This is a genomic window from Enterobacter cloacae complex sp. P47BA (assembly GCF_014930485.1).
In the GTDB taxonomy this organism is placed as follows: domain Bacteria; phylum Pseudomonadota; class Gammaproteobacteria; order Enterobacterales; family Enterobacteriaceae; genus Enterobacter; species Enterobacter bugandensis.
Genome location: NZ_JADBRF010000015.1, coordinates 55,614 through 78,824, shown reverse-complemented (window position 1 = coordinate 78,824; position 23,211 = coordinate 55,614). Strand labels below are relative to the sequence as shown.

Here is a 23,211-nt window from a genome sequence, read left to right as displayed (position 1 = left end):
GGTCGAGCTAGCGTCGGGAGATAAACAGAGCCTTACATCCGGGGCAAAGCATGGTCTGGTTGAGCCGGATTTTTGACAACGGTTGTGCTGATTTTAAGCCACAAACAGGACAGGCAGCAGTGGCAGTAGACGCACTGCTGAAGAGTTTCATTGCGTAATTGATAACAGACATAACCATTAACCTTTCAATGAATGAGATTCACTGTACCACGTGTGGTTAAGTTTTGATCTGTTAATTTTGTCACGCTGAAAATCAGGAAAGATAAATGTTTGCAGCCACATGCCCCCTGAGACCGTTGATCCGGCAAAATTCTATGCGGCTTCCTGGGATGAGTAATTCTGATTCGCGAAAGTTAACGGCTGAAATGTGAAGCAGAACGTCTTTTCGGCCATCAGATGGGATGATGAGGCCTTTACCACTAAGAATGTCAAAGCTTTTGACAATTCCTGTCATTTTATGGGACAAGTCAATTCCTTACTGAAAACACGTAAAGACTATACATTGAAAATGGCATTCAGCCATTTTTATTTTTCCTACAGGACCTCTGGACGGCTAAAAGATAATTTGCTTATATCGATTCCATGTGCCTTAATGAATCCCATCAGTTCGATGTACGAATGAAAGTTAGAAATTTTCCGGGCAGTTCTCATTACCAGGCGCTATCGTTGATATCCCCTCTTTTTGAGTCCATACGTTTACTATCAATACAATGATGTATAACAGGAGTCAGTATGACCTCTAGAATTACAGGCCTGGTAAAATGGTTTAACGAAGACAAAGGTTTTGGCTTTATCTCTCCTCTTGATGGCAGCAAAGATATCGTTGTCCATTTTTCTGCGCTTAATGGCGACAACTTTAAAACTTTATTTGAAGGACAGAAAGTTGAATTCGCCATTCACCGCGGAGACAAGGGTCCTGCTGCTGCAAACGTAACACTTTGCGATAAATAAATCATTGTGGGTCTGCGATAACGATGAAGGATTATTCCTGAGTAGACAGATCCATAACTTAAATCAGATGAAAGTCGTTTATTCTTAATATCTAATCAGCCTATTTTTCAAAATTATGAGTATGCTAACCGATGTGATGAAGTGCAGTACTACTGCATAAAAAGTCTAAAAGCACAAGCTAACCGCAAGTTAAATAAGAAGTGCGTAATGGCTTTGAACTTAATGGCATCTGCCAGTTAATATCCACGAGAGAACAGGGTAATAGAATATGATTAAAGTCCTTGTTATCTTTAATGCTGAATCCTGTAAAGTCATGACCGTTCTGGAAGGTATATCCTCAATCAGGCAGGAATATCCAAACGGTGAAGAAACACATCTTCGGATTATGTCTGCAGGTTTTCCTTCCTTAACTGGCGATCATGGTATTGTTTACGTGGCTACTGACAGGGAGTTAACGTCACAGGAGATACTTGATGCGGCCAGGAAATATTTATAACATTTTTGTCATGCTCTCTGCTCCACGTTTAATTGCATGCTTACCCTATTTATCAGAATCGAACAAAAAAAGAGTTAAAAACATTTATGGCCTGCTAACAGCAGGCTTTTTTTTACATTACACTTTTTTAGAAACACCTCTATAAAGAGAGAGTAATTCGCTACGCTCTGACAAAATGCAAGTGTCTCTCCCCTGCGTGCCATCTTGCCATTTGTGAAAAACCTTGCTAAGTGGCGGCGATGTCTCTCTTCATTTTAAATCTCATCAGGTGTAACTGAAGCAATAAGTTATGAGGGTATAAAAAGACTCTCCGGATGACTCCTGGCATCATAGTTTTAAGTACCTTCAAAAATGCATGGACATTTCGTAGGAGTTAGAATTTAGTTCTTGCACATTCTTCTTAGTTTTGTCTTGCGATAAGAGATTTATATCAGTAGTCTAAACCTCGTTAATAACAATATGTACCAATCGGATTAAAATGCTCATTAAGAAAAATCGGGTTGATGAGCAACCGTCGACATTGGTATTTGCTGAAATTTTAAGAGGTCTCTTTATGTCAGATGCTCTCACACAGTTGAACAATATCCGTACCTTACGTTCCCAGACTCGTGAAATGTCCTTAGATGTGCTGGAAGATGTTCTAGAAAAGTTTAAACTTATTCTTATAGAACGACGAGAAGAAGAGACATTACGTCTTGCAAATGAAAGTCAGCGCCGCGATAAACTGGAATCACTTCGTCAGATGATGCTTGATGAGGGTATCGACCCATCCGAACTTATGGCTGCTATTGGCTCTCCGGGTAAGGCTAAAAGAACGCGCTCCCCCCGCCCCGCGAAGTATCGATATACTGACGAAACTGGAGAGTCAAAAACATGGTCAGGTCAGGGGCGAATGCCGAAGCGGATCTCAAATCTGATTGCTGAAGGTGGGGAATTAAAAGATTTCGAAATCAGCTAAAAAAGAGCCGGGCATACCCGGCTCTTTTTACGGATAGTCCACAACCATCCTTAGAGGATCGTCGAGAAGCAGCTGGTTCGTAACTGGCTTCAACAAGGTGTTTCATGAAGAGTTTATGTTGCGCTATAAACTGGGTAAAGAAGGTATTAATGGTGACATTACGCAGTTGTAATGCAGCCAACACCACAGTCTTTCCTCTCATAGCATGATGCGGACGGGGTTAGTAGGCTGGAGGTCTTTAGTGAACGGCAAGCGGACGCCCTCGTAGATTAAACAGGCGTCCGATATCTTGAAGTGGACAGATTACCTAAGCCGCGTCCCCGTTTCGTCAATGACCTTCTCGCCATCCTCTTTGGTAAACGCTCCTTTCTGGCCTTCCGGTAGAATATCGAGCACTATTTCTGAAGGACGGCAAAGACGAGTGCCAAGCGGCGTAACTACAATCGGCCGATTAATCAGGATCGGATGTTGAAGCATGAAATCAATCAACTGCTCATCACTAAATTTCTCTTCATTAAGACCCAGATGTTCATAAGGCTCAACATTCTTACGCAGTAATGCACGCACCGTAATTCCCATATCTGAAATAAGTTTAATCAGCTCATCACGGGTCGGTGGCGTATCGAGATAATAAATTATCGTCGGTTCGTTGCCGCTGTTACGGATCATCTCCAGCGTGTTGCGTGAGGTGCCACAGGCCGGGTTGTGATAGATGGTAATGTTGCTCATATCAGTTTCTCATTACAAAGTGACAGAGAGCCGCCACGCCAGCGCGGCCAGAGTGACAAACAGCACCGGTACAGTCATGACAACGCCGGTACGGAAGTAATATCCCCAGGTGATAGTAATATTTTTCTGGGCAAGCACATGCAGCCACAGCAGTGTTGCCAGACTGCCAATCGGGGTGATTTTCGGGCCTAAATCGCAGCCAATCACATTGGCATAAATCATTGCCTCTTTGACGACGCCGGTCGCCGTACTCCCGTCAATCGACAACGCGCCAATCAGTACCGTCGGCATATTGTTCATCACCGATGAGAGAAATGCCGTCAGGAAGCCAGTGCCGAACGTCGCTGCCCATAACCCCTTGTCTGCCAGCAGATTCAGCATGCCAGACAGGTACTCCGTGAGCCCTGCATTGCGCAGGCCATAGACCACGAGGTACATGCCCAGCGAGAAAATAACTATCTGCCATGGCGCACCGCGCAGGACTTTCCCGGTGTTGATGGCATGGCCTCTTTTCGCCACCACAAACAGCACTGCTGCGCCAGCCGCCGCTATTGCACTGACCGGGATCCCCTGCGGCTCAAGAACAAAGAAACCAACAAGCAGCAATAACAGGACAATCCAACCCGCCCTGAAGGTTGCCGGATCCTTGATCGCACTTGCAGGCGTCTTCAGCAGCGAAACGTCATACGTTGCCGGAATATCCCTGCGGAAGAAGAGATGCAGCATGATCAGCGTGGCCGCAATCGCTGCCGCATCCACGGGGATCATAACGGAGGCGTACTGCGTAAAGCCCAGACCGAAGAAGTCCGCCGAGACGATATTAACCAGGTTAGAAACAATGAGCGGCAGGCTGGCCGTATCTGCAATAAACCCTGCAGCCATGACAAAGGCCAGTGTCGTGCCCTGGCTGAACCCCAGTGCGAGCAGCATCGCAATCACAATCGGCGTCAGGATCAGCGCGGCGCCGTCATTGGCAAACAACGCAGCAACAGCGGCACCGAGCAAGACTATCCAGGTGAAAAGCAGGCGGCCACGTCCGTTACCCCAGCGGGAGACGTGCAGTGCGGCCCATTCAAAGAAGCCGGACTCATCGAGCAGCAGGCTGATGATGATGACCGCAATAAATGCCGCTGTCGCGTTCCAGACGATATTCCAGACAACGGGAATATCAGCGATATGGATGACACCGGTTCCAAGCGCCAGCACTGCCCCGATACTCGCGCTCCAGCCAATACTCAGGCCTCTGGGTTGCCAGATCACCAGTACCAGCGTCAGTAAAAATATACTCCCTGCCAAAAGCATCTCAGACTCCGTTATATATGATTATGTAAATATGTTTACTGTCTCAGCAGGAGGTACAGGCTGATTTGTTCAGCCATTCACGTACATCCTCGCGCAGACACAGCCAGGTCGTCGTGATTGTCTCTGCTGCCCACGCCGGTATATGGGGTGACAGACGATAGTGGATCCATTTGCCTTCCCGACGGTCAAGAACCAGTTCAGCCTCGCGAAGGATAGCCATATGTCGCGAAATTTTGGGCTGTGATTGGGAGGTGACCGCGCAGATATCGCAGACGCACAGTTCACCGGACTCCCGGAGAAGCATGACGATGGCAAGCCGTGTTTCATCCGACAGGATTTTGAAAAGCTGAACAGGTTGTAGCATTTATCACTCCATTCCCTTTAGAATATACATATGGTAAATCATATGCATTGACTTTGAAATCATCTATTCTCTCCGGAGGAGAAAAATGGAACAATTTCCTGCCCTGAACACCGAATGCTTTGATCTACACATCGCTGAACGCCTGCACCTGCAGGAGCCGCCACGGATTCTAATCCTGTATGGCTCAGTAAGAGAGCGTTCGTACAGCCGCTTTTCCGCGGAAGAAGCTGGTCGCCTGCTCACGGCGATGGGCGCGGAGGTAAAACTCTTTAACCCCTCCGGTTTACCCCTGCCGGATGATGCTCCGGACACGCATCCTAAAGTCACCGAGCTACGCGGTCTGGTCAGATGGTGTGACGGGATGGTGTGGAGTTCTCCGGAACGGCACGGGGCTATGAGCGCAGTTATGAAGGCGCAGATCGACTGGATACCCTTAAGTGAAGGCGCGGTTCGTCCTTCACAGGGCAAAACACTTGCAGTGATGCAGGTCTGCGGTGGTTCGCAGTCCTTTAATGCGGTGAACCAAATGCGCATTCTGGGCCGATGGATGAGGATGTTCACTATCCCCAACCAGTCATCCATTGCTAAGGCATGGCAAGAGTTCGACGAAAACGGCCGAATGAAACCTTCGTCATGGTATGACCGTATCGTCGATGTAGCCGAGGAGCTGTTTAAAATCACTGTGCTGCTTAAGGGACAAACTGGTTATCTTGCAGATCGTTACAGCGAGAGAAAAGAGAGCTATCAGGAGCTTTCATCCCGTGTCAATCAGGACAAAATTTAACGTATGTTTTTCATGAATCCATACTGCATGAGATTAATAACATCCGCTATGGCATAAAGGAGATATCCCATCCGGTGTCAGAATATGAAAAACTACCTTAAGGTGAGCTAGTAACTCTGGTTATGACGTGGCGCTTGCGCGTCATGATGCGAAACTAATTTTGATGTTTAATGAAATCCTGGTTGCACGCAAGCTAAGCGCTTCATGCTAAATTTTAGGCGAAGGAATAACAGACGTCCTGTCCATTGCGTGTTATAACCGAGGTTGAAAATCGGCACACTGGCGGTTGAGAGGCATCGCATGAAATTTCAAATCACAAGAGCAATTGGCCTCAGTAAGTTCTCTCCACGTTGGGTTAAGGTTATCTGCTTACGGTTAATTAAAAATGATATTGAACGCTCTCTCAACGTTCTTCTGGTCAAAATCGATGAATCTGAACTCTCTACGGAGCAACTAAAAGCGTTTAGGGAATGCGTAGAAAGAATTAACCTGGCACGGGCTAAGGGAATGCAGGCGTGAGCACTTTTAATAAAGCATTTTTCAATGTTGCTTTGGTAATGATGGCTTTTATCCAAAAAATTTGGCAGGCGAATAGTAGTCTTAGCGTTTGATAAAAGGTAACCCCAAACCGTATATGCGCGGCGAGTTTGCTGCGCAAGTATCGCTGACAGGCTGGCACCAGCGGAGCTCTCGAAAGCCACATATGAGCCAATGAAGGCTGATGGGAGCACATAGGGATGAAACTGTCCGCTATGAGCGAGGAGCAGACGTACAGGAAACCACTATACCCATTGTTGATATCCCACGCACTGTTCCAATTCAGTCATCGCCAGCTCGGCAACTTTAATCGTTGTTGAAACCGTTTCGTTACTTGAGAGGGACCAGGCGGTTGAAAGACCACACCATGCAATTATCCATTTGAGCAGGCGTTCTCTGTCCAGGTCAGCCATCCCGGTGACGATACTTAGGCGCTGTTGAAATGTCTCCGGTACAGTCGCAACAGGAGGTACTGGATTACCAAGATCCGGATTAGTAAAAATATTAGCAAAGTCGAATCCCCGTTCACCTATTAGCCCTTTGGGGTCAATGGCCAGCCAGCCAGATGTTTCAAAATCAAGCACATTTCCGTGATGTAAGTCCCCATGTAATGCAACTACATCTCGTGGAGAAGAAAGCAATTCTTCTGAGATTTCTGCGCAACGTGTCAGGATACCGCCATACTTCAAGGCCGCTGGTTTTAGAGGATTAAACCATTCATGTAAAGGCGTAAGCTGGGGAAACGGTTTTTTTGCGAATGAATGAAGTTGGTTCGCAGTCATACACAAAATACGACAAGCTGCGTCATCCTTATCTCCACGGGACATTGCTGATAAAGACGCGGAACCTGTGGCTCTTGAGAGTAGAATGGCTTCATTTTCATGTGCAATCACCTGTGCCGCACCATTCCCTTCCCACCATGCCATTAGTGCATTACCGGCTTGTTCATCAAGGTCATCCGTAACTTTTAACATGGCTTTAATACCCTGAGCTGCTGTTTTGACCGGATACAACTGTGATGTATGAGTTATAAATGGAGTGCCATCAGGAATGAGGTTCCAGCGATGTAGCCATGGTTTTAACTTGAACGTATCCATAAAGCTTTCTTTAAAACCTTACAATCAAAGTGGGAAATAGGTATGCATTCAGGCATTTTAACCCATAGGTGAAGCGCTTTCCTGCATGCTGTTTTCTAGTAAGGCAACTTCCGCTTCTGGCACATAGCGGCCAGAGTTGAGGTGGGTTGGTCCGCTCTAAGCGAGGAGAAGAAATCACAGTCGTTGTCACAACAGTTGAGGGTCAACTTAAGTTGTTCTCTGTTACTCAACGGTGAGCAGGTCAAGTCTGTTTTCAGTGTGACGACCCAACTAGATATCATCACGCACAGTCACTATCTCGTCTCATTTTTCTCATCAAAGGGAGAAAAAACTTTTAGGCACCCAAATAGGCACCAGCAAAAAGTTGAACTAGTAGTTACCAAAGTAAATTCAATGGATTAAAAAACCAATTCAGACTCCGCCAGCTCCACCAAAATTCTCCATCGGTGATTACCAGAGTCATCCGATGAAGTCCTAAGAGCCCGCACGGCGCAAGCCCTGCGGGCTTTTTTGTGTCTGCATTTTATCCCGCGAAGTTCGTAAAATATTCCGGCAACAATGGAACATTACGCCATTAAACGTTATTTCGCTCATGCTCAATGAGCCATTCTTTGCGCGAAATACCACCGCCGTAACCCGTCATCTTTCCATCTTTGCCAATTATCCTGTGACAAGGGATCACAATCGCAATCCGGTTTGCACCATTAGCTGCAGCGACGGCGCGCACAGCATTGGGCTTATTCATCCCTAGCGAAATGGCCTGATAGTGCGAAGTCTGTCCATAAGGAACTGCACGCAACTCATGCCAGACGGATTGTTGAAAATCACTGCCCGGGGCATCCACAGAGAGCTCAAACTGTCGGCGAGTTCCGGCAAAATACTCGCTGATTTCTTTTACTGTCTGCCGGGTATGGCTGTTTTCTCCGGTGACAATTCTGGCGTTAAATAAACGCTGGATATCGCGGAATTCCGTTTCTAACATCCGGCGATCGGTAAACTCCAGCAGACACACTCCCCGCTCTGTCGCGCAGACAAACATAGGCCCAAGCGTAGTGGTAAACCGATGAATGACAATCACCTCGGTTGCCTGAGTCGGCGCTGCGCCAGTAAGCCGCTTGTAGATGTAACCAAACCCGCTCAGGGATTCATAGCCATTGTCCAGCGCAACGTCAGTAGCCGCTCGTCCGCTTTTGAGCTCCTGTAGGGCAACGTTCACCCGCTGCATTCGCTGGAAAGCCTGAAAAGTGATGCCGTGATGTTGCAGGAACCAGCGTCTTACCCGCTCCGGACTGATTCCGTGCTGGCGAAGCTGCGCGTCAGCCACACGGGATTTAATATCGCGCCTGACAAGCGCAAGCGCTTGTTCAACATATAATGGCGCACTGTGCGCATTTTCAGCGGGTCTGCAGACCTTACAGGGACGAAAGCCATCCGCCAGGGCAGATTTGGCATCTTTATAAAATTCAACATTTTCGCGCCTGGGCTTTCGCGCCCGGCATACCGAAATGCAGAATACGCCAGTAGTTTTGACGCCAACAAAAAATACGCCGGTATATTCTGAATCTCGTTCGAGTAATGCCTGATACCAGATATCACACAAATTCTTATCGGTTATTTTCATCGTTAAAAAGTCCTGCAAATGACTGACGAGTTCGAATCGCATGCATTACATCACTCAGCTTTGACTGCATGGCTGAATGAACAAAATTGCCCATTGAAATGCGGTTTACCCCGGCCCGTTTCAGCCTGTCGAACGACGGAAGATCGGGCATACACATGACGTTCAGAGGCAGACCCGTTGCCTCTGCAATGAGGCTGATGTCTTTCTCTGACGTCAGGCAGGGAACAAAAAGGCCATCAGCACCTGCAGCTTTATAGCTCTGACCCCGTAATATCGTCTCCTGCAATGCGTCATCATGCCCGAGCAGGTAAGTATCAGTCCGAATGTTAAGAAACAGGCTACAGTTTTCGCTTCTCAGCGCATTGCATACTGTTCTCAGATTACGGGAAAAATCAGAGATATCGTCAAGCTGACGCTTACCATTAATGACTCTGCTGTCTTCAAGGTTAACGCCTGCTACGCCTGTCTGAGCAAGGCGCCTGAGATTAGCGACTATCTCTTCGGCTGAATCACCATATCCTGCTTCCATGTCAACGCTCAATGGCAGGCTGCTGACAGCCCGGATACGGGTGACCACATAAAATAACGCATCAAACGGCATTCCCTGCCCGTCTTCATATCCCAGCATGGACGCTATTGCTGCACTGGACGTTCCCAGTGCCTGATAGCCTGCTTCTTGCGCTGCGACAGCACTGGCGGCGTCCCAAACGTTAGCGATAAGCAGGGGCTGCTCCTGGTTGTGGAGTTCTGCAAAATTCATATTCAATTCCTCTAAATAGATTGAAAATGAATCTAAGCATTCAGTATGAATGTCACAACCGAAATTCAGACGACCATTTTTTAGCAAGCGTAGTCTGGATTCGCAGACCAGTCAGATCTGTTGTAAACCAGCTGCGCTAACCTGCATTTTTTCATCCGCAACGTTAGTTCGCAGATGCCGTCGGTCTGATCGTAATTTCTGTTGTATCGACACTCTCAGGCGCCTCGATGATGTGGCGTACAGCGCGGGCGATATCAGCAGGTTTGAGGGCAATAGCACGGTACGCGTCCATCGCCGCCATGGTTTCCGGGTGCGTAATGGTCGAGGCCAGTTCGCTTTCCACTACCCCAGGGTTAACGCAGGTCACGCGGATGTTCGAACTTTCCTGACGTAAACCATCCGAAATCGCCCGTACGGCGAATTTGGTGGCACAGTAGACGGCAGCCGTGGGCACCACGGACAAGGCACCAATCGAGCCGATATTAATGATTTGTCCCGAGCCCTGGGCTTCCATAATCGGCAGAACGGCGCCTATCCCCCACAGCACGCCCTTGATATTCACGTCAATGGTGCGCTCCCACTCATCCTGCTTGCCTGCCGAAAGCGGAGAAAGAGGCATGATGCCCGCGTTGTTAATCAGCACGTCAATGCGGCCCCACTTTTCACGCGCTGCCTGTACGAAGTCAGCCATCGACTGGCGGCGGGTAACGTCTAAGACTGCGGCCTCTGCTTCCCCCCCTGCACTGCGGATTTCAGCAGCCAAGGCGTTGATGCGATCCAGCCTGCGAGCGCCCAGGAAAACGTTCGCGCCTGCCTTGCCTAACTCTCTGGCAATACCTTCTCCGATACCGCTTGATGCACCGGTAATTAAGATAACTTTGTTCATATTTTGCTCCTTACGTTGAGTTCAACGTGATAATAGATACTCACCATTGTTTCTTGTATCCTGCATTTACTGGACTCACTGGTTAGCAATGTTAAACAATGAAAATTGATCTCAATCTGTTACCTGTTTTTCTGGCGGTCGCCGAGGAGCGCAGCTTTAGCGCTGCCGCCGCGCGGCTGGGCATAACCCGCTCCGCTGTCAGTCAGGGGATTAGGCGTCTTGAAGATGGTTTTCAAACCCTGCTGGTGATGCGCACCACGCGCTCGGTAAGCCTCACTGAAGCAGGAGAACGGCTGCGTAAATCGTTGCAGGCCCCCATCGCCAATATTGAAGCGGCATTTGAAGACGTCGCGTCGGACAGCGCACCGCGCGGCCAGCTCAGAATCGCGGTCACCTCAATCGCGGAAGCGTTTCTCTCTGGCCCGCTGCTCGCTTCGTTTGCGGCTGCGCATCCTGCGGTATCGCTTGATATCTTCGTGTCGGACGTAGAGTTCGATATCGTGGCGGCGGGCTATGACGCCGGGGTAAGGCTGGGTGAAGTTATTGAAAAAGACATGATCGCCGTTCCCCTTACGGGTCAGCAGCGTGAGAGGGTGGTGGCTTCACCGTCCTATCTGGCGACTCACGGCGTACCTGAGCACCCCCGCGAGCTGGTGGCTCACCGTTGTATCGGCTGGCGCCCAGCCCCGGACGTTGCCCCCTATCGCTGGGAATTTGAGGAGGCGGGCGTTCCTTTCGATGTGGCGATTGAACCGCAGATCACCACAAACGATCTGCGCCTTATGCTCAGCCTGGCACTGGCCGGCGGCGGCATAACCTTAGCCACGGAGGATACATTCACTCCGTATATTGAAACGGGGCAGCTTGTTGCCCTGCTGGATGCGTTTCTTCCGTCTTTTCCAGGCTTTTATCTCTATTTCCCCCAGCGTCACAATATGGCGCCCAAGCTAAGAGCCCTGATCGAGCACGTCCGCCAGTGGCGAGAGCCAGCGGCAACGTAAAGCGTTCAACGCTAACAAGGCCAGTAATTTTCATGCAGATTTTCCTTACCCTGCCGCTACCCTTTGATAAACATCAACGACACCGCCCTCCTCCCATGGAAAAGTAAAAACGGACACAATTCACTCAGGGGATATGTCGCGCCGGGGATGGCTTAACGATGTATCTCGTACGCTGGACAAGACATCACACAAGGATGGAGCCTTAAAATGTACAGACCCATGGTCGTTATTTTCTTTATTCTGCTGACCCTTGCAGCCCTCATAGAAATAGGTTTTTTATCCTTCGGGTGATCCTCAAGCAAGGAGGCGCTTACCTGGGTACTTTGATCTCATTACAGTTTTTTCCTAAAGCCACCCCGCTTCGTCTGTGCCATGCTGAATCACGCTCATAACCGATAACGTTAAATGAGGATATTATGAAAAAAACAATTATCGCATTATCTGCCGTTCTGCTGGCTTCCCCAGTATTTGCTGCGACCACACATGCAACTGACGATACCGTCGCTGCGGCGAACGCAAACGCCAACGAAGCGAAGCAAAAACTGCACGAAGAGCAGAATAAAGGCGAAGAGCTGAAGCTGAAACAGCAGCATGCTGCGGAAGGTAAGAGCGAAAGCTTTGGCAGCAAAGTCAGCGAAGATTCCCAGAAAGCCTGGCATAAAACCAAAGAAGGCACCGAGAAGGGGTGGGATGCCACTAAAGAAGGCGCAGAGAAAGGCTGGAACAAAACCAAAGAAGGTGCCAGCGAGCTGGAAAAGAAAGTCACTGAGTAATCGACACACTCATCTCAGGGCCGCGTTAGCGGCCTTTTTTATTACTTCGAGTAAAAGCGATACGTCGTGTATATCTGCCCCTTTTTGTTCGCCGCCTTATGACGACAGAGGGTATTGATGCAAATGTCCGGATGCCCATCTCTGTGGTCATTTTTTTCGCCATCAGTATCAGGTAAATGAATGACCGTATTGAAAATACAGCAGGTTATTATATTTCCTGTTCGCAGTAGCATAATTCCAACACCACATAAGAATATATTTTAAATCCCTATTAATATAATATATCCTACATCAAAAATGTTATCCTAACTTAAACCATGATTAAGCAGCTTTAAATAATAACATTTTTAATTGCATTCAAAAACGTCACTACCAATTATTAAACCACTTCTAAAACATAAATAAAAAGCATACTGCACTCAGAAAAAAACCAATAAAAACAATCTAATAATAAAATAAATACATAAACCTCATCAATAAATTAATGCCCTTCTTACGACTTACCCCTTTATTTACGAAAGCTTAATTTGCACATTCACCGTTTTCTGGCTATATCATTTTTATATCCTCAAAACCAAATCCTCTATTAATTACAGGGTTTTATAAGGCACAAAATACGCATAGCAAACATTCTGTCTGATAAGTAATTACATTCGCTCTGATGTTGCCACTCTGAGTCCTGGCGGGCATCGTTCGCTCTAAAAAAGACGGTGAGTGCTGTTTAATAAACAGTAACTCCGCCGGGGGCGCCCTTTACCTTCTCCAGAGATGGCTCGTCTTGCTCGTCGTTCACGATAACTCTGCTGGAGTAATACCTAAATGAGCCAAATCTCTGTTATATCAAAACTCACTGGCGTGGAAACGACTACGGAAGGCACACAGGTTACGCTGAGCCATTCCTCTATCGTTGAGCTTCATGTAGAGCGAGCCGATGTCTCCCACTTCGCGCGAAGTGGTAACGATCTGGTGGTGACACTGCACTCAGGGGAAGTGATCACCCTTAAAAACTTCTATGTCACCGACGCGCAGGGCGTGAGCCAGCTGGTGCTCCAGGAGAGTGACGGTGCGTTATGGTGGATTGAAGATCCCACCGGAGCCGCCACGTACGAATCCATCGCGTCCACGGACGCCTTGCTGGCCGCATCCGGGAGTGATGCAGGTGGTGCCGCCATCTGGCCGTGGGCGCTGGGCGGCATTGTCGCGGCTGGCGCCATCGCGGCGGTGGCAAGCTCCAGTGGCGGCGGCGGGGATGACGATGATGGGAATAACAACAATCCTAACCCTAACCCCGGTACGCCAGTCGATCCTACCAACCCGGATACAACACCGCCGAATGCACCCTCCAGCCTTCAGTTCTCGTCGGACGGTAAAAGCGTCACCGGTACCGCCGAGCCCGGCAGTACCATCACGCTGAAAGATGCGTACGGCAACGTCCTTGGCACCGGAAAAACCGGCAGTGACGGCAACTTTACCGTGTCTCTCGGCACTCCGCTGACCAACGGCGAACAGGTGACCGCCACCGCGACGGATGCGGCCGGGAATACCAGCCAGGGCACAACGATTACGGCGCCGGATCTCACCGCACCCGATGCCCCAACGATCGGCAGCGTGACGGACGATATTGATCCTCAAACGGGGTCGGTCACAAACGGCGGCAGCACCAACGATCCACGTCCGCAGCTCAGCGGCACTGCGGAGGCGGGCTCCACCGTAACCATCTATGACGGCGGAGTCGCCATTGGCACGGCGCTCGTCGCCAGCAACGGCACCTGGACATTTACCCCGTCAACCGATCTGACTGAAAGCACCCACCAGATTACCGTGCGGGCAACCGACGCCGCCGGCAACCTCGGACCGGCCTCACCGGTATTTACCCTCACCGTGGATCTTACCCCGCCGACCGCGCCGACCGCGATTGTGCTGACCGACGACACGGGTGCGATCAGAGGGACCATAACCGCAGGCACGCCTACCGATGCGTCAAAGCCGATCCTGGCGGGAACGGGCGAGCCCGGTGGCACAATCACTATCTACGATAACGGTGTCGCCATAAAAACCACGCCAGTGCTGCCGAACGGCACCTGGAGCGTCACGCCAGACGGCCCGCTCCCGGACGGGACGCACACGATAACCGTCGTTGAAACCGATGCAGCCGGAAACCAGAGCGCGCCATCAGAGCCTATCACTTTCACCGTCGACACCACGCCGCCGCTGGCCCCCGGCGACCTCGTCGTATCGAATGATGGCGGCACCATCACCGGCACCGCGGAGCCTGGCAGCACGGTAACCATCCGTGAAGGCGACGCTATCCTTGGCACCCCAGTGGCCGACAGCGAGGGCAACTTTAGCCTGACGCTGACCCCGCCTAAGCTCAACGGCGAAATCCTGACCGCAGACGCCACCGACGCTGCGGGCAACACGGGGCCAGCAACCTCCGCAGCAGCGCCGGATATCACCCCTCCGCAGGCCCCGGTTATCGTGTCGGTGATTGACGACGTGCTGAACACAACCGGTCCCGTGGACCAGAATGGGCTGACCAACGACCGGGCACCGACCCTGAACGGCACGGGCGAACCCGGTTCGACCATCACGATTTTCAACGGCAGCGATATCATCGGCACGGTGGCCGTCCCCTCATCCGGCCTGTGGAGCTTTACGCCGCCCTCACCGCTGGCCGATGGGACGTATGTGCTGACGGCAACGGCGACGGATGCCGCCGGTAACCCGAGCGGACAATCGAACGCGTGGACCATTATCGTCGACGGGACGGCACCGGCCGCCCCGGTGATTACGCAGGTCGTTGACGATGTGCCCGGACGAACCGGCTCGCTCGACCTCAATGAGACCACCAATGATTCAACCCCGACGCTCAGCGGTACCGCCGCGGCCAACGCCACAGTCACCATCCGCGTGGATGGGGTTGATATTGGAACCACCGTCGCCGATGGCCTCGGCGCGTGGAGCTTTACTCCGGACACCCCGATCGCTGAGGGTCAACATACCCTGACCGCCGTCGCAACTGACGCGGCGGGCAACATTAGCGACGTTTCCAACAGCTGGGGCATCATCATTGACAGCGTTGCTCCTGATGCGCCGGTCATTACCCAGGTGGTGGATGACGTGCCAGAGCGCCTCGGCGCGCTCAACTCTGGCGACAGCACCAATGACACCACGCCGACGCTCAACGGCACCGCGGAGCCGGGCTCAACCGTCACCATCCGCCAGGACGGCGTCGATCTCACGACAATTGTGATCGACAGCAGCGGCACGTGGACCTATACCCCAACCACACCGCTTGTTAACGGCACCTATACCTTTACCGCCGTCACCACCGATGGAGCGGGTAATACCAGCCAGCCGTCAGGCGGCTTCACCCTGACCGTCGATACCACACCGCCAGCGGCGGCCACCATCGCCACCGTAACCGATGACGTGGGCGGCGTTAACGGGCCGCTTACCAGCGGCGACACCACCGACGACACCACGCCGACCCTGAGCGGCACCGCGCCGGCAGATGCGGTGATTACCGTTTATGACGGTACCACCCTGCTCGGCACCGCGACCCTCGACGGCAGCGGCGGCTGGAGCTTTACCCCCGTTATCCCGCTCACCGACGGCCCGCATACGCTGACGGTGCATGCCACAGATGCCGCGGGCAATACCACCATCTCAACGCCGTTTGAACTGACGGTAGATACCGTTCCGCCAGCCACGCCGGAGATCCCGGCAATCACCGTCAATCCTGACGGCACAGAAACGCCGCTGAACCCGGGAGAAACCACCCGCGACACCACGCCGACCCTGAGCGGCACCGGCAATCCGGGCGATACCGTGACCATCTACAACGGTGGGGTCAAGCTTGATGATGTGCTCGTGGACGGCACCGGCAACTGGACCTGGACGCCAGCTACCCCGCTGCCTAACGGCACCTATGACATTACCCTGACCGTCACCAATATGGACGGCACGGGCAACGAAAGCGCCCCGTCGCAGCCGGTCACCATCACCATTGATACCGATGCGCCAACAACACCAGCAGCACCGGTGATTACCGACAGCGTCAGCCAGATAACCGGCCCCGTTCCCGATGGCGGAACCACCAACGATCCGCGCCCGGTCCTGAGCGGCACCGGTACGGCGAATGACGTTATCAACATCACTGATACCGTTAACGGCACACCGACCATCGTGGGCACCGTGACGGTAGACAGCAACGGCAACTGGAGCTGGCGTCCTGACAGTAATATTGGGGAAGGCAGCCACGTCTATACCGCCACCGCCACCGATGAGGCGGGCAACGTCTCTGACCCGTCGCCAGCGATTACGATTACCGTGGATACCTTAGCACCGGATGTCCCGGTATTTGACGCCGTCGGGGGCCAGCCGAATGGGGGCTTAATCACCGATGCGACGCCAACCGTCGGAGGTACCGGCACGACTGGCGACACGGTCATCGTTTACAACAACGGCGTTGAGGTAGGAAGTGTCGATGTCGTTAACGGAGAATGGAGCTTTGTCCTGCCACCACAGCAGGACGGCCTGCTGAACATCACCGTTGCGGGAGTCGATGCCGCGGGTAACGTCAGCGCGCCGAGCCCGGTCGTTTCCGTCACGCTCGATACCCTTGCGCCGGAAATCCCCGTCATTAGCGCCGTTGCTGACAGCCAGCTGTCCAACAACCAGCTGTATACTCAGGACGGCACGCCAACCCTTACCGGGACCGGTGAGCCGGGAACTACCGTGATCGTTTCCGTAGACGGCACGCCATCTGCCGTGACGGTAACAGTGCAGCCGGATGGCACCTGGAGCTGGACTGCCGACGCGACGCTGCCGGATGCTACATATACCTTCACCGTCTCTTCCAGCGATCCGGCGGGTAACCTCTCTGGCAGTTCAGCACCGCTGAGCGTGACGGTCGATACCGTCGCCCCGGCCGATCCGGGCAACATGCTCCTGGCTGATGAAGGGACACCGCTGACCGGTACCGGTGAAGAGGGAAGCACCATTACCGTGAAAGACAGCGGTGGCACGGTCATTGGTACCGGCGTTGTCGGCAGCGACGGCAGCTTCTCCATTGCGCTGAGCCCGGCGCAGCTGGATCCAACCACGCTGACCGTGACCGCCACGGACGCCGCAGGAAATGCCAGCGCTGACGTGCCTTTTATCGTCACCGACTCGCCGCTTGAGCTGCCGCAGGTACCCGTCATTACGGCTATTGTCGATGACGTGGACCCGGTCACCGGCGATGTGAAAGGCAAAACCACCAACGACACCACGCCAACGCTTACCGGTACGGCCGAAGCGGGCAGCGTGATTACTATCTATCAGGACGGTAGCACGACGCCATTAACAACGGTGACCGCCGACGGCAGCGGCAACTGGAGCTATACGCCGGCCGCGCTTGGCGAGGGGCTGCACACCTTTGAGGTGACTGCGACCCTCAACGGTGCCACCAGCGGCCGCTCTCCGGCGGCCAGCGTAACCGTCGATCTGACCGCGCCGGGCACGCCAACTATTGGCTCGGTCATTGACGACGTGGGCCCTGTCACCGGTCCGCTGACCAGCGGCCAGGCCACCAACGACAGCCAGCCGACCCTCACCGGCACCGGCGCGGTGGGTGATACCATCTCCATCTATAACAACGGCGTGCTGCTGGACAGCGTGGTGGTTGGTAATACCGGCACCTGGAGCTACACCACGCCCGCCCTGCCAGAAGGCAGTAATGTTCTGACCATCCGCGAGACCGATCCGGCGGGAAATCAGAGCGGTCCTTCGGCGGACTTCACCATCGTGGTGGATTCCATTTCCACCACGCCGGTCATCACCAGCGTAACGGATAATGTGGGCAATACCGCCACCCCGGTAGCGAGCGGCAGCGAAACGAACGACGCCACGCCAACCCTTTCGGGGACAGCGGACGCAAACAGCATCGTGACCATTTTCGATGGCGCTACCCAGATTGCCGTGGTTACGGCTGATGACACCGGCGCGTGGAGCTTTACGCCAGAGACCGCGCTTGTCGAAGGGCCACACGCGTTCACGGTTCAGGCAACCGATCCGCAGGGTAACCTGAGCCTGGTCTCCGCCCCGTGGAGCGTGGTGGTTGACCTCACGGCGCCGACGGTTCCAACGCTGGATACGGTAAGTGATAACGTCCCTGGCGGCGTCACGGGCAACCTCACCAGCGGGCAGGCGACCAACGACAACACCCCAACGATTAGCGGCACCGGAGAGGCAGGCAGCACCATCTACATCATGAATAACGGTACGCAGTTGGGTACGACGACCGTCGACGTAAACGGTAACTGGTCCTTCACCCCGACCACGCCGCTGAACGACGGCAGCTACTCCCTGCGCGCGTACGCAACGGATGCCGCGGGCAACGCCTCAGCGAACTCGTCGGTCTTCGCCTTCACCGTCGATACCGCAGGCCCCGGCGTGCCGGTGGTGACCAGCGTGATTGACGATGTCGCACCGACCACGGGGACGCTCACGTCGGGTAACAGCACTAACGACGCGCGTCCGACCTTCAACGGTACGGGCGACGTGGGTTCTACGGTGCACGTGATTGTTGATGGCAACGAAATTGGCACCGCCGTGGTCAATGCCCAGGGCAGCTGGACCTTCACGCCGGGTACCGATCTGATCGACGGACCGCATGCCATTACCTTCAACGCCACCGACGCGGCGGGCAACGTGGGTACTGCAACGGCACCGTTTAACCTGACGGTGGATACGGGCGTGCCGTCTGCGCCGGTCATTTCAGCGGCGGCAGATAACGTGGGCAGTATTCAAACCCCGCTCACTTCCGGGCAAAGCACCGACGACACCACGCCAACGCTGAGCGGCACCGCGACGGCCAACGCCACGGTCACTATCTATGAAAACGGGCAGCCTGTCGGCACCGCGCTGGCTGACGGTACCGGTGCATGGAGCTTTACGCCGTCCACGCCGCTGGCGGCTGGCAGCCACACCTGGACCGCCACGGTCACCGATGCCGCAGGGAACATCAGCCCCGCCTCGCCAGGCTTTACGCTGGTTGTCGATAGCACGGCACCCACCGCGCCGGTTATCAGCCAGGCGATTGACGATGTGGGGAGCATTACCGGGCCAATCACGTCCGGGCAGACGACCGACGACACCGTACCGCGGCTGGTCGGAACCAGCGAACCGTTTGCCACCGTGAATATCTATGAGGGAACCACGCTGGTCGGGACGGGCACCGCAGACGGCAGCGGCAGCTGGAGTATCTTACTCAATACCACGCTGACAGAGGGGGCGCACAGCTTCACCGCGCAGGCTACGGATGCCGCAGGCAACACCAGCGCGTCGTCCGCAAGCTTCAGTCTGACGATTGACACCGCGCCGCCAGCGCTGCCGGTGCTCAACAGCATTCTGGATGACGTCGGCAATGCGGCAACGCCAGTCGCGAACGGAGGAATAACCAACGACGCGCAGCCAACCCTCAGCGGTACGGCGGAAGCGGGTTCTACGGTGAAAATCTTCGATAACGGCGTGCAGATCGGCAGCGTGATCGCCACCGGCGGGGCGTGGAGCTATACGCCTTCTCCGGCGCTGGGCAACGGCCCGCATACGTTGACCTTTACCGCCACCGATGCGACGGGCAATGCCAGCGCGCCAACCGCCGGGTACACGATTAACGTCGATACCCTTGCCCCGGCAGCGCCGGTCATCAGCTCGGTAATTGATGATGTCGGTAGCGTCATCGGCCCGGTAACCGGCACCAACCCGACCAACGACACGCGTCCGGCGCTGAGCGGGACCGCCGAAGCGAATGCAACGGTACGGATCTACGATGGCATCACGCTGGTGGGCACCGTCACCGCCGACGGCAATGGCAACTGGACGCTGCCGGAAACCACCACGCTGACGCAGGGCACCCACAACTTCACCGCCACGGCCACCGATGCCGCAGGCAACACCAGCCCGGCATCGGCCGTGACGACGATTATCGTCGATCTGACCGCGCCAACGGCCCCAACCGGAACCTTCAACGCCGACGGTAGCGTATTAACCGGGAATGCTGAAGCAGGCAGTACCGTCACCATCCGACTCACGGACGGCTCGACGGTCACGACCACAGCGGGCAGCAACGGCACGTACAGCTACACCTTCGTAAACAAACAGACTGAAGGCCAGACGCTGCAAATCACCGCCACCGACGCGGCGGGCAATATCTCGCAGCCCGGCTCGGCGCTCGCGCCAGTGGTGCCGCTCTCCGCCAGCAATAATGTCGAAGAGCTGGATCTCAGCACCACGGCCACCGTCACCAACAGCCAGTACAGCGACTACGGCTTCCTGCTGGTCGGTGCCGTGGGCAACGTCCTGACGCTGCTCGGTAATGACACCGCTCAGGTCAACTTCACCGTGGGCAGCGGCGGCAGCGCGGATATCGTCGTGAACGCCAACGCCACGGGCGCGGTGCTCTCTCTGCTCAACACCCTTGAGCTGGTGGTTCAGCGCTTTGACACCGTTAACAACACCTGGACTACCGTAGTCGATACCGGACAGCCGCAGTTTGCCGACCTGCTGACCCTGGGGGCAACCGGCGTGTCGTTGAACCTGACCGGGCTGGCGGACGGCAACTACCGCGTGCTGAGCTATAACACCAACCTGCTGGCAACCGGCTCCTACACCAGCCTCGACGTGGCAGTGAAAGAGACCGGGCCGGGCACCGTTACGGGCGACACCAGCCTCGGCGGTAACGTGATCACCGACGTTGACCCAACCGCAGGCAGCGATAACGCTCCGGCAGGGGCAACGGTCACGGCCGTCACCAACGCCCAGGGTGTCACCACCAGCGTCACTGCCGACGGCACGGTGATCCAGGGTCAGTACGGTACGCTGACCATTAACCGCGACGGCAGTTACACCTACGATCTGACCAACACCAGCGCATCGGTGATTGGCCGGACGGAGAGCTTCAGCTACACCATCACGCATAACGGCGTCAGCGCGTCGGCGAATCTGGTGCTGTCGCTGGGCACCGGTACCGCCACCAGCGGTATTGTCGCGGTTGACGATACGAACTCGCTGACCTTCGATACCACCGTCAACGCGATTGACAACGGTACGTCGTCCCAGGGCGGCTTTACCCTGGTGGGGATCAATCTCGGCAACACGCTGGGGCTGAACCTGCTGGACGATATGACCAATCCTATCATCTATAACGTGGAGGAAGGCACTACCCGCACCATGACCATCCAGGCCTCCGTGGGCGGCGTGGCGCTGGCGTCGGTGTTTGATCTGTACGTCTACAAGTTCAACAACGCGACCCAGACCTTCGAGCAGATGCGCGTTGAACCAGGCTGGCTGCGCGCGCCGCTGTTGGGCGGCACCTCGCCTCAGCTGACGCTGCAACTGCCGGCCGGTGAGTACCTGTTCCTGCTGAATACGGCTGCGGGGATCACCGCCCTGACGGCCTACACGCTGGACGTGCTGCAGGATCATGTCTACAGCGTGGCGAGCGTCAGCGCGAGCACTACCGGGGACGTTCTGTCAGATGATATTGCGCCAGTCGGCACGCTGGTGACGGAGGTTAACGGCGTAGCGGTGAACAGCAGCGGTCTGACGAACATTACCGGCGAGTACGGCACGCTGAGCATCAACGCGGCCGGGGAGTACACCTACACCCTGAATAGCGGCGTCGGCGTTGACCACATCAGCACCCCGGATACCTTCGTCTACACCATTACCGCGCCGGACGGCACGAAAGACACGGCTTCGCTCAACATCACCCCAACCGCGCAGCCGATGAATGCGGTGAATGATGTCAGCACCGCGATGGACGTGACGTCGGTACACCACACCGCCGCGTACTCGGATACAACCGTCGGGTCGGCGAGCTGGAACGCCGCGCTGCTCGCTTCAACCCAGGGCTCCGGCTCCGGCACCTTCGTGGTGGATGCCAATACCGCGCTGCACAACGTGGTGCTGTCGTTTAACGTCGCCTCGTTGCTGACGCTTACAGGGTTGACGGTTGACTGGACGCTGACCAACGGCGCCACCACCGTCAGAACCGGCTCGTTCAACGGCGGGCTGCTGCTGGGCGGCACGGCAACGGTCAACCTGACGGGTCTCGACCTGGAGGCGGGGACCTACACCCTGAGCTATACCGGCAGAATGGGGCCGCTGGGAGTAGGAAATATCACCATCACCCCAAGCGTCACCGGCACAAGCTACTCGCTGTCGCAGTTCGACGCCACGGGCACCCACACCGTTGACGGCAACATTTTCGACGGCACCGGTTCCGCAGGGACGATGGATCAACTGCACTCGGTGGATACCCGCGTGAGCATTACCGGCTACGACGGCATTACCACTACGCTGGATCCCTACACCGGCAGCACGCAGTCGAGCATCACGGGTCACTACGGCACGCTGGCGATTGCCGCAGACGGGAGTTACACCTATACGCTCAACCCGGGGATATCGCTCTCTACCATTACCACGAAGGAGGTCTTTAACTACACCCTGACCGATGCCAACGGCACCACCGACACCGCGTCGCTGACCATCAACATGGCGCCGAAATTTATCAGTTCGGAGCATAACGATGTGATTAGCGGTACGGCCTACGGCGACACGCTGATTTATCAGGTGCTGAACAGCACGGCGGGCAACGCGACGGGGGGCAACATCACCAGCGCCGGCGGCGACCACTGGACGAACTTCTCCCTGGCGCAGGGAGACAAGATCGACATTGGCGATCTGCTGGTGGGCTGGGACGGTAATACCGCCTCGCTGGGGAATTATATCAATGTCACGCAAAGCGGTAGCAACACTGTGATCTCCATCGACCGTGACGGCGCAGGGAGCACCTACACTAATACTGCACTCGTTACGCTTGATAACGTGCAGACCACGTACGACGAGCTTGTGAACCAGCAACACATCATTACCTGATAGCACCTGCAGGACATGACCCGGGC

Annotated in this window: 17 protein-coding genes; 8 read left to right on the top strand and 9 right to left on the bottom strand. The window is 54.4% G+C overall.

Going from position 1 to position 23,211, the window contains the following annotated elements:
- Window positions 1-7 precede the first annotated feature (7 nt).
- Both IM299_RS22970 and cspF read right to left on the bottom strand, forming a co-directional pair.
- Window positions 8-172 (bottom strand): YnfU family zinc-binding protein, encoded by a 165-nt coding sequence (locus IM299_RS22970; protein WP_213076404.1) that lies wholly within the window; start codon window positions 170-172, stop codon window positions 8-10.
- A gap of 81 nt (window positions 173-253) precedes the next feature.
- Window positions 254-466, bottom strand: coding sequence for a cold shock-like protein CspF (cspF, locus tag IM299_RS15900; protein WP_188245869.1), 213 nt, complete (start codon window positions 464-466; stop codon window positions 254-256).
- Window positions 467-732: 266 nt separating this feature from the next.
- Between cspF and IM299_RS15895 the strand changes: the two genes are divergently transcribed.
- The 3 genes from IM299_RS15895 (at window position 733) to IM299_RS15885 (ending at window position 2,405) form a co-directional block, all read left to right on the top strand.
- Complete coding sequence (locus IM299_RS15895; protein ID WP_180264366.1) at window positions 733-951, top strand: cold shock domain-containing protein; 219 nt, start codon at window positions 733-735, stop codon at window positions 949-951.
- Between the two features lie 268 nt (window positions 952-1,219).
- Window positions 1,220-1,447, top strand: coding sequence for a hypothetical protein (locus IM299_RS15890; protein WP_193357796.1), 228 nt, complete (start codon window positions 1,220-1,222; stop codon window positions 1,445-1,447).
- Window positions 1,448-2,000: 553 nt separating this feature from the next.
- Entirely contained in the window at window positions 2,001-2,405 is a 405-nt protein-coding gene (locus tag IM299_RS15885; protein ID WP_043017490.1) for an H-NS family nucleoid-associated regulatory protein, read from the top strand.
- Between the two features lie 303 nt (window positions 2,406-2,708).
- On the opposite strand, the gene arsC is transcribed toward IM299_RS15885, so the two are convergent.
- From arsC to IM299_RS15870, 3 genes are read right to left on the bottom strand one after another with little or no spacing between them, the layout of a single operon-like run.
- Window positions 2,709-3,134, bottom strand: a complete 426-nt coding sequence (arsC, locus tag IM299_RS15880; protein WP_142471945.1) for a glutaredoxin-dependent arsenate reductase — start codon at window positions 3,132-3,134, stop codon at window positions 2,709-2,711.
- Between the two features lie 12 nt (window positions 3,135-3,146).
- A complete protein-coding gene (locus IM299_RS15875; protein ID WP_023329310.1) occupies window positions 3,147-4,436 on the bottom strand; it encodes an arsenic transporter in 1,290 nt (429 codons plus the stop codon).
- A gap of 43 nt (window positions 4,437-4,479) precedes the next feature.
- Complete coding sequence (locus IM299_RS15870; RefSeq protein WP_142471946.1) at window positions 4,480-4,800, bottom strand: transcriptional regulator; 321 nt, start codon at window positions 4,798-4,800, stop codon at window positions 4,480-4,482.
- Window positions 4,801-4,885: 85 nt separating this feature from the next.
- On the opposite strand from IM299_RS15870, the gene arsH reads away from it, so the two are divergent.
- Entirely contained in the window at window positions 4,886-5,584 is a 699-nt protein-coding gene (gene arsH, locus IM299_RS15865; RefSeq protein WP_180264367.1) for an arsenical resistance protein ArsH, read from the top strand.
- A gap of 300 nt (window positions 5,585-5,884) precedes the next feature.
- The gene (locus IM299_RS15860) at window positions 5,885-6,103 is read left to right on the top strand and encodes a hypothetical protein (RefSeq protein ID WP_142471948.1); all 219 of its coding nucleotides are present in this window, start codon (window positions 5,885-5,887) and stop codon (window positions 6,101-6,103) included.
- Window positions 6,104-6,366: 263 nt separating this feature from the next.
- On the opposite strand, the gene IM299_RS15855 is transcribed toward IM299_RS15860, so the two are convergent.
- The 4 genes from IM299_RS15855 to IM299_RS15840 all read right to left on the bottom strand — a co-directional run bounded on the left by IM299_RS15855 (window position 6,367) and on the right by IM299_RS15840 (window position 10,485).
- The gene (locus IM299_RS15855) at window positions 6,367-7,218 is read right to left on the bottom strand and encodes an aminoglycoside phosphotransferase family protein (protein WP_063411787.1); all 852 of its coding nucleotides are present in this window, start codon (window positions 7,216-7,218) and stop codon (window positions 6,367-6,369) included.
- Between the two features lie 574 nt (window positions 7,219-7,792).
- Window positions 7,793-8,839, bottom strand: coding sequence for a bifunctional transcriptional activator/DNA repair enzyme AdaA (locus IM299_RS15850; RefSeq protein WP_193052127.1), 1,047 nt, complete (start codon window positions 8,837-8,839; stop codon window positions 7,793-7,795).
- Complete coding sequence (locus tag IM299_RS15845; protein ID WP_193357795.1) at window positions 8,823-9,599, bottom strand: isocitrate lyase/phosphoenolpyruvate mutase family protein; 777 nt, start codon at window positions 9,597-9,599, stop codon at window positions 8,823-8,825. The genes IM299_RS15850 and IM299_RS15845 overlap by 17 nt, the downstream gene beginning before the upstream one ends.
- A gap of 163 nt (window positions 9,600-9,762) precedes the next feature.
- Window positions 9,763-10,485 carry an SDR family oxidoreductase gene (locus tag IM299_RS15840; RefSeq protein ID WP_028014143.1) on the bottom strand — a complete coding sequence of 241 codons (723 nt, stop codon included), beginning with the start codon at window positions 10,483-10,485 and terminating at the stop codon, window positions 9,763-9,765.
- Window positions 10,486-10,583: 98 nt separating this feature from the next.
- Between IM299_RS15840 and IM299_RS15835 the strand changes: the two genes are divergently transcribed.
- From IM299_RS15835 to IM299_RS15825, 3 genes are all read left to right on the top strand, one after another.
- Entirely contained in the window at window positions 10,584-11,486 is a 903-nt protein-coding gene (locus IM299_RS15835) for a LysR family transcriptional regulator (protein ID WP_193357794.1), read from the top strand.
- Window positions 11,487-11,902: 416 nt separating this feature from the next.
- Window positions 11,903-12,259 carry a hypothetical protein gene (locus IM299_RS15830; RefSeq protein WP_028014145.1) on the top strand — a complete coding sequence of 119 codons (357 nt, stop codon included), beginning with the start codon at window positions 11,903-11,905 and terminating at the stop codon, window positions 12,257-12,259.
- A gap of 819 nt (window positions 12,260-13,078) precedes the next feature.
- Window positions 13,079-23,185 (top strand): BapA/Bap/LapF family large adhesin, encoded by a 10,107-nt coding sequence (locus IM299_RS15825; RefSeq protein ID WP_193357793.1) that lies wholly within the window; start codon window positions 13,079-13,081, stop codon window positions 23,183-23,185.
- The last annotated feature ends 26 nt before the right edge of the window (window positions 23,186-23,211 follow it).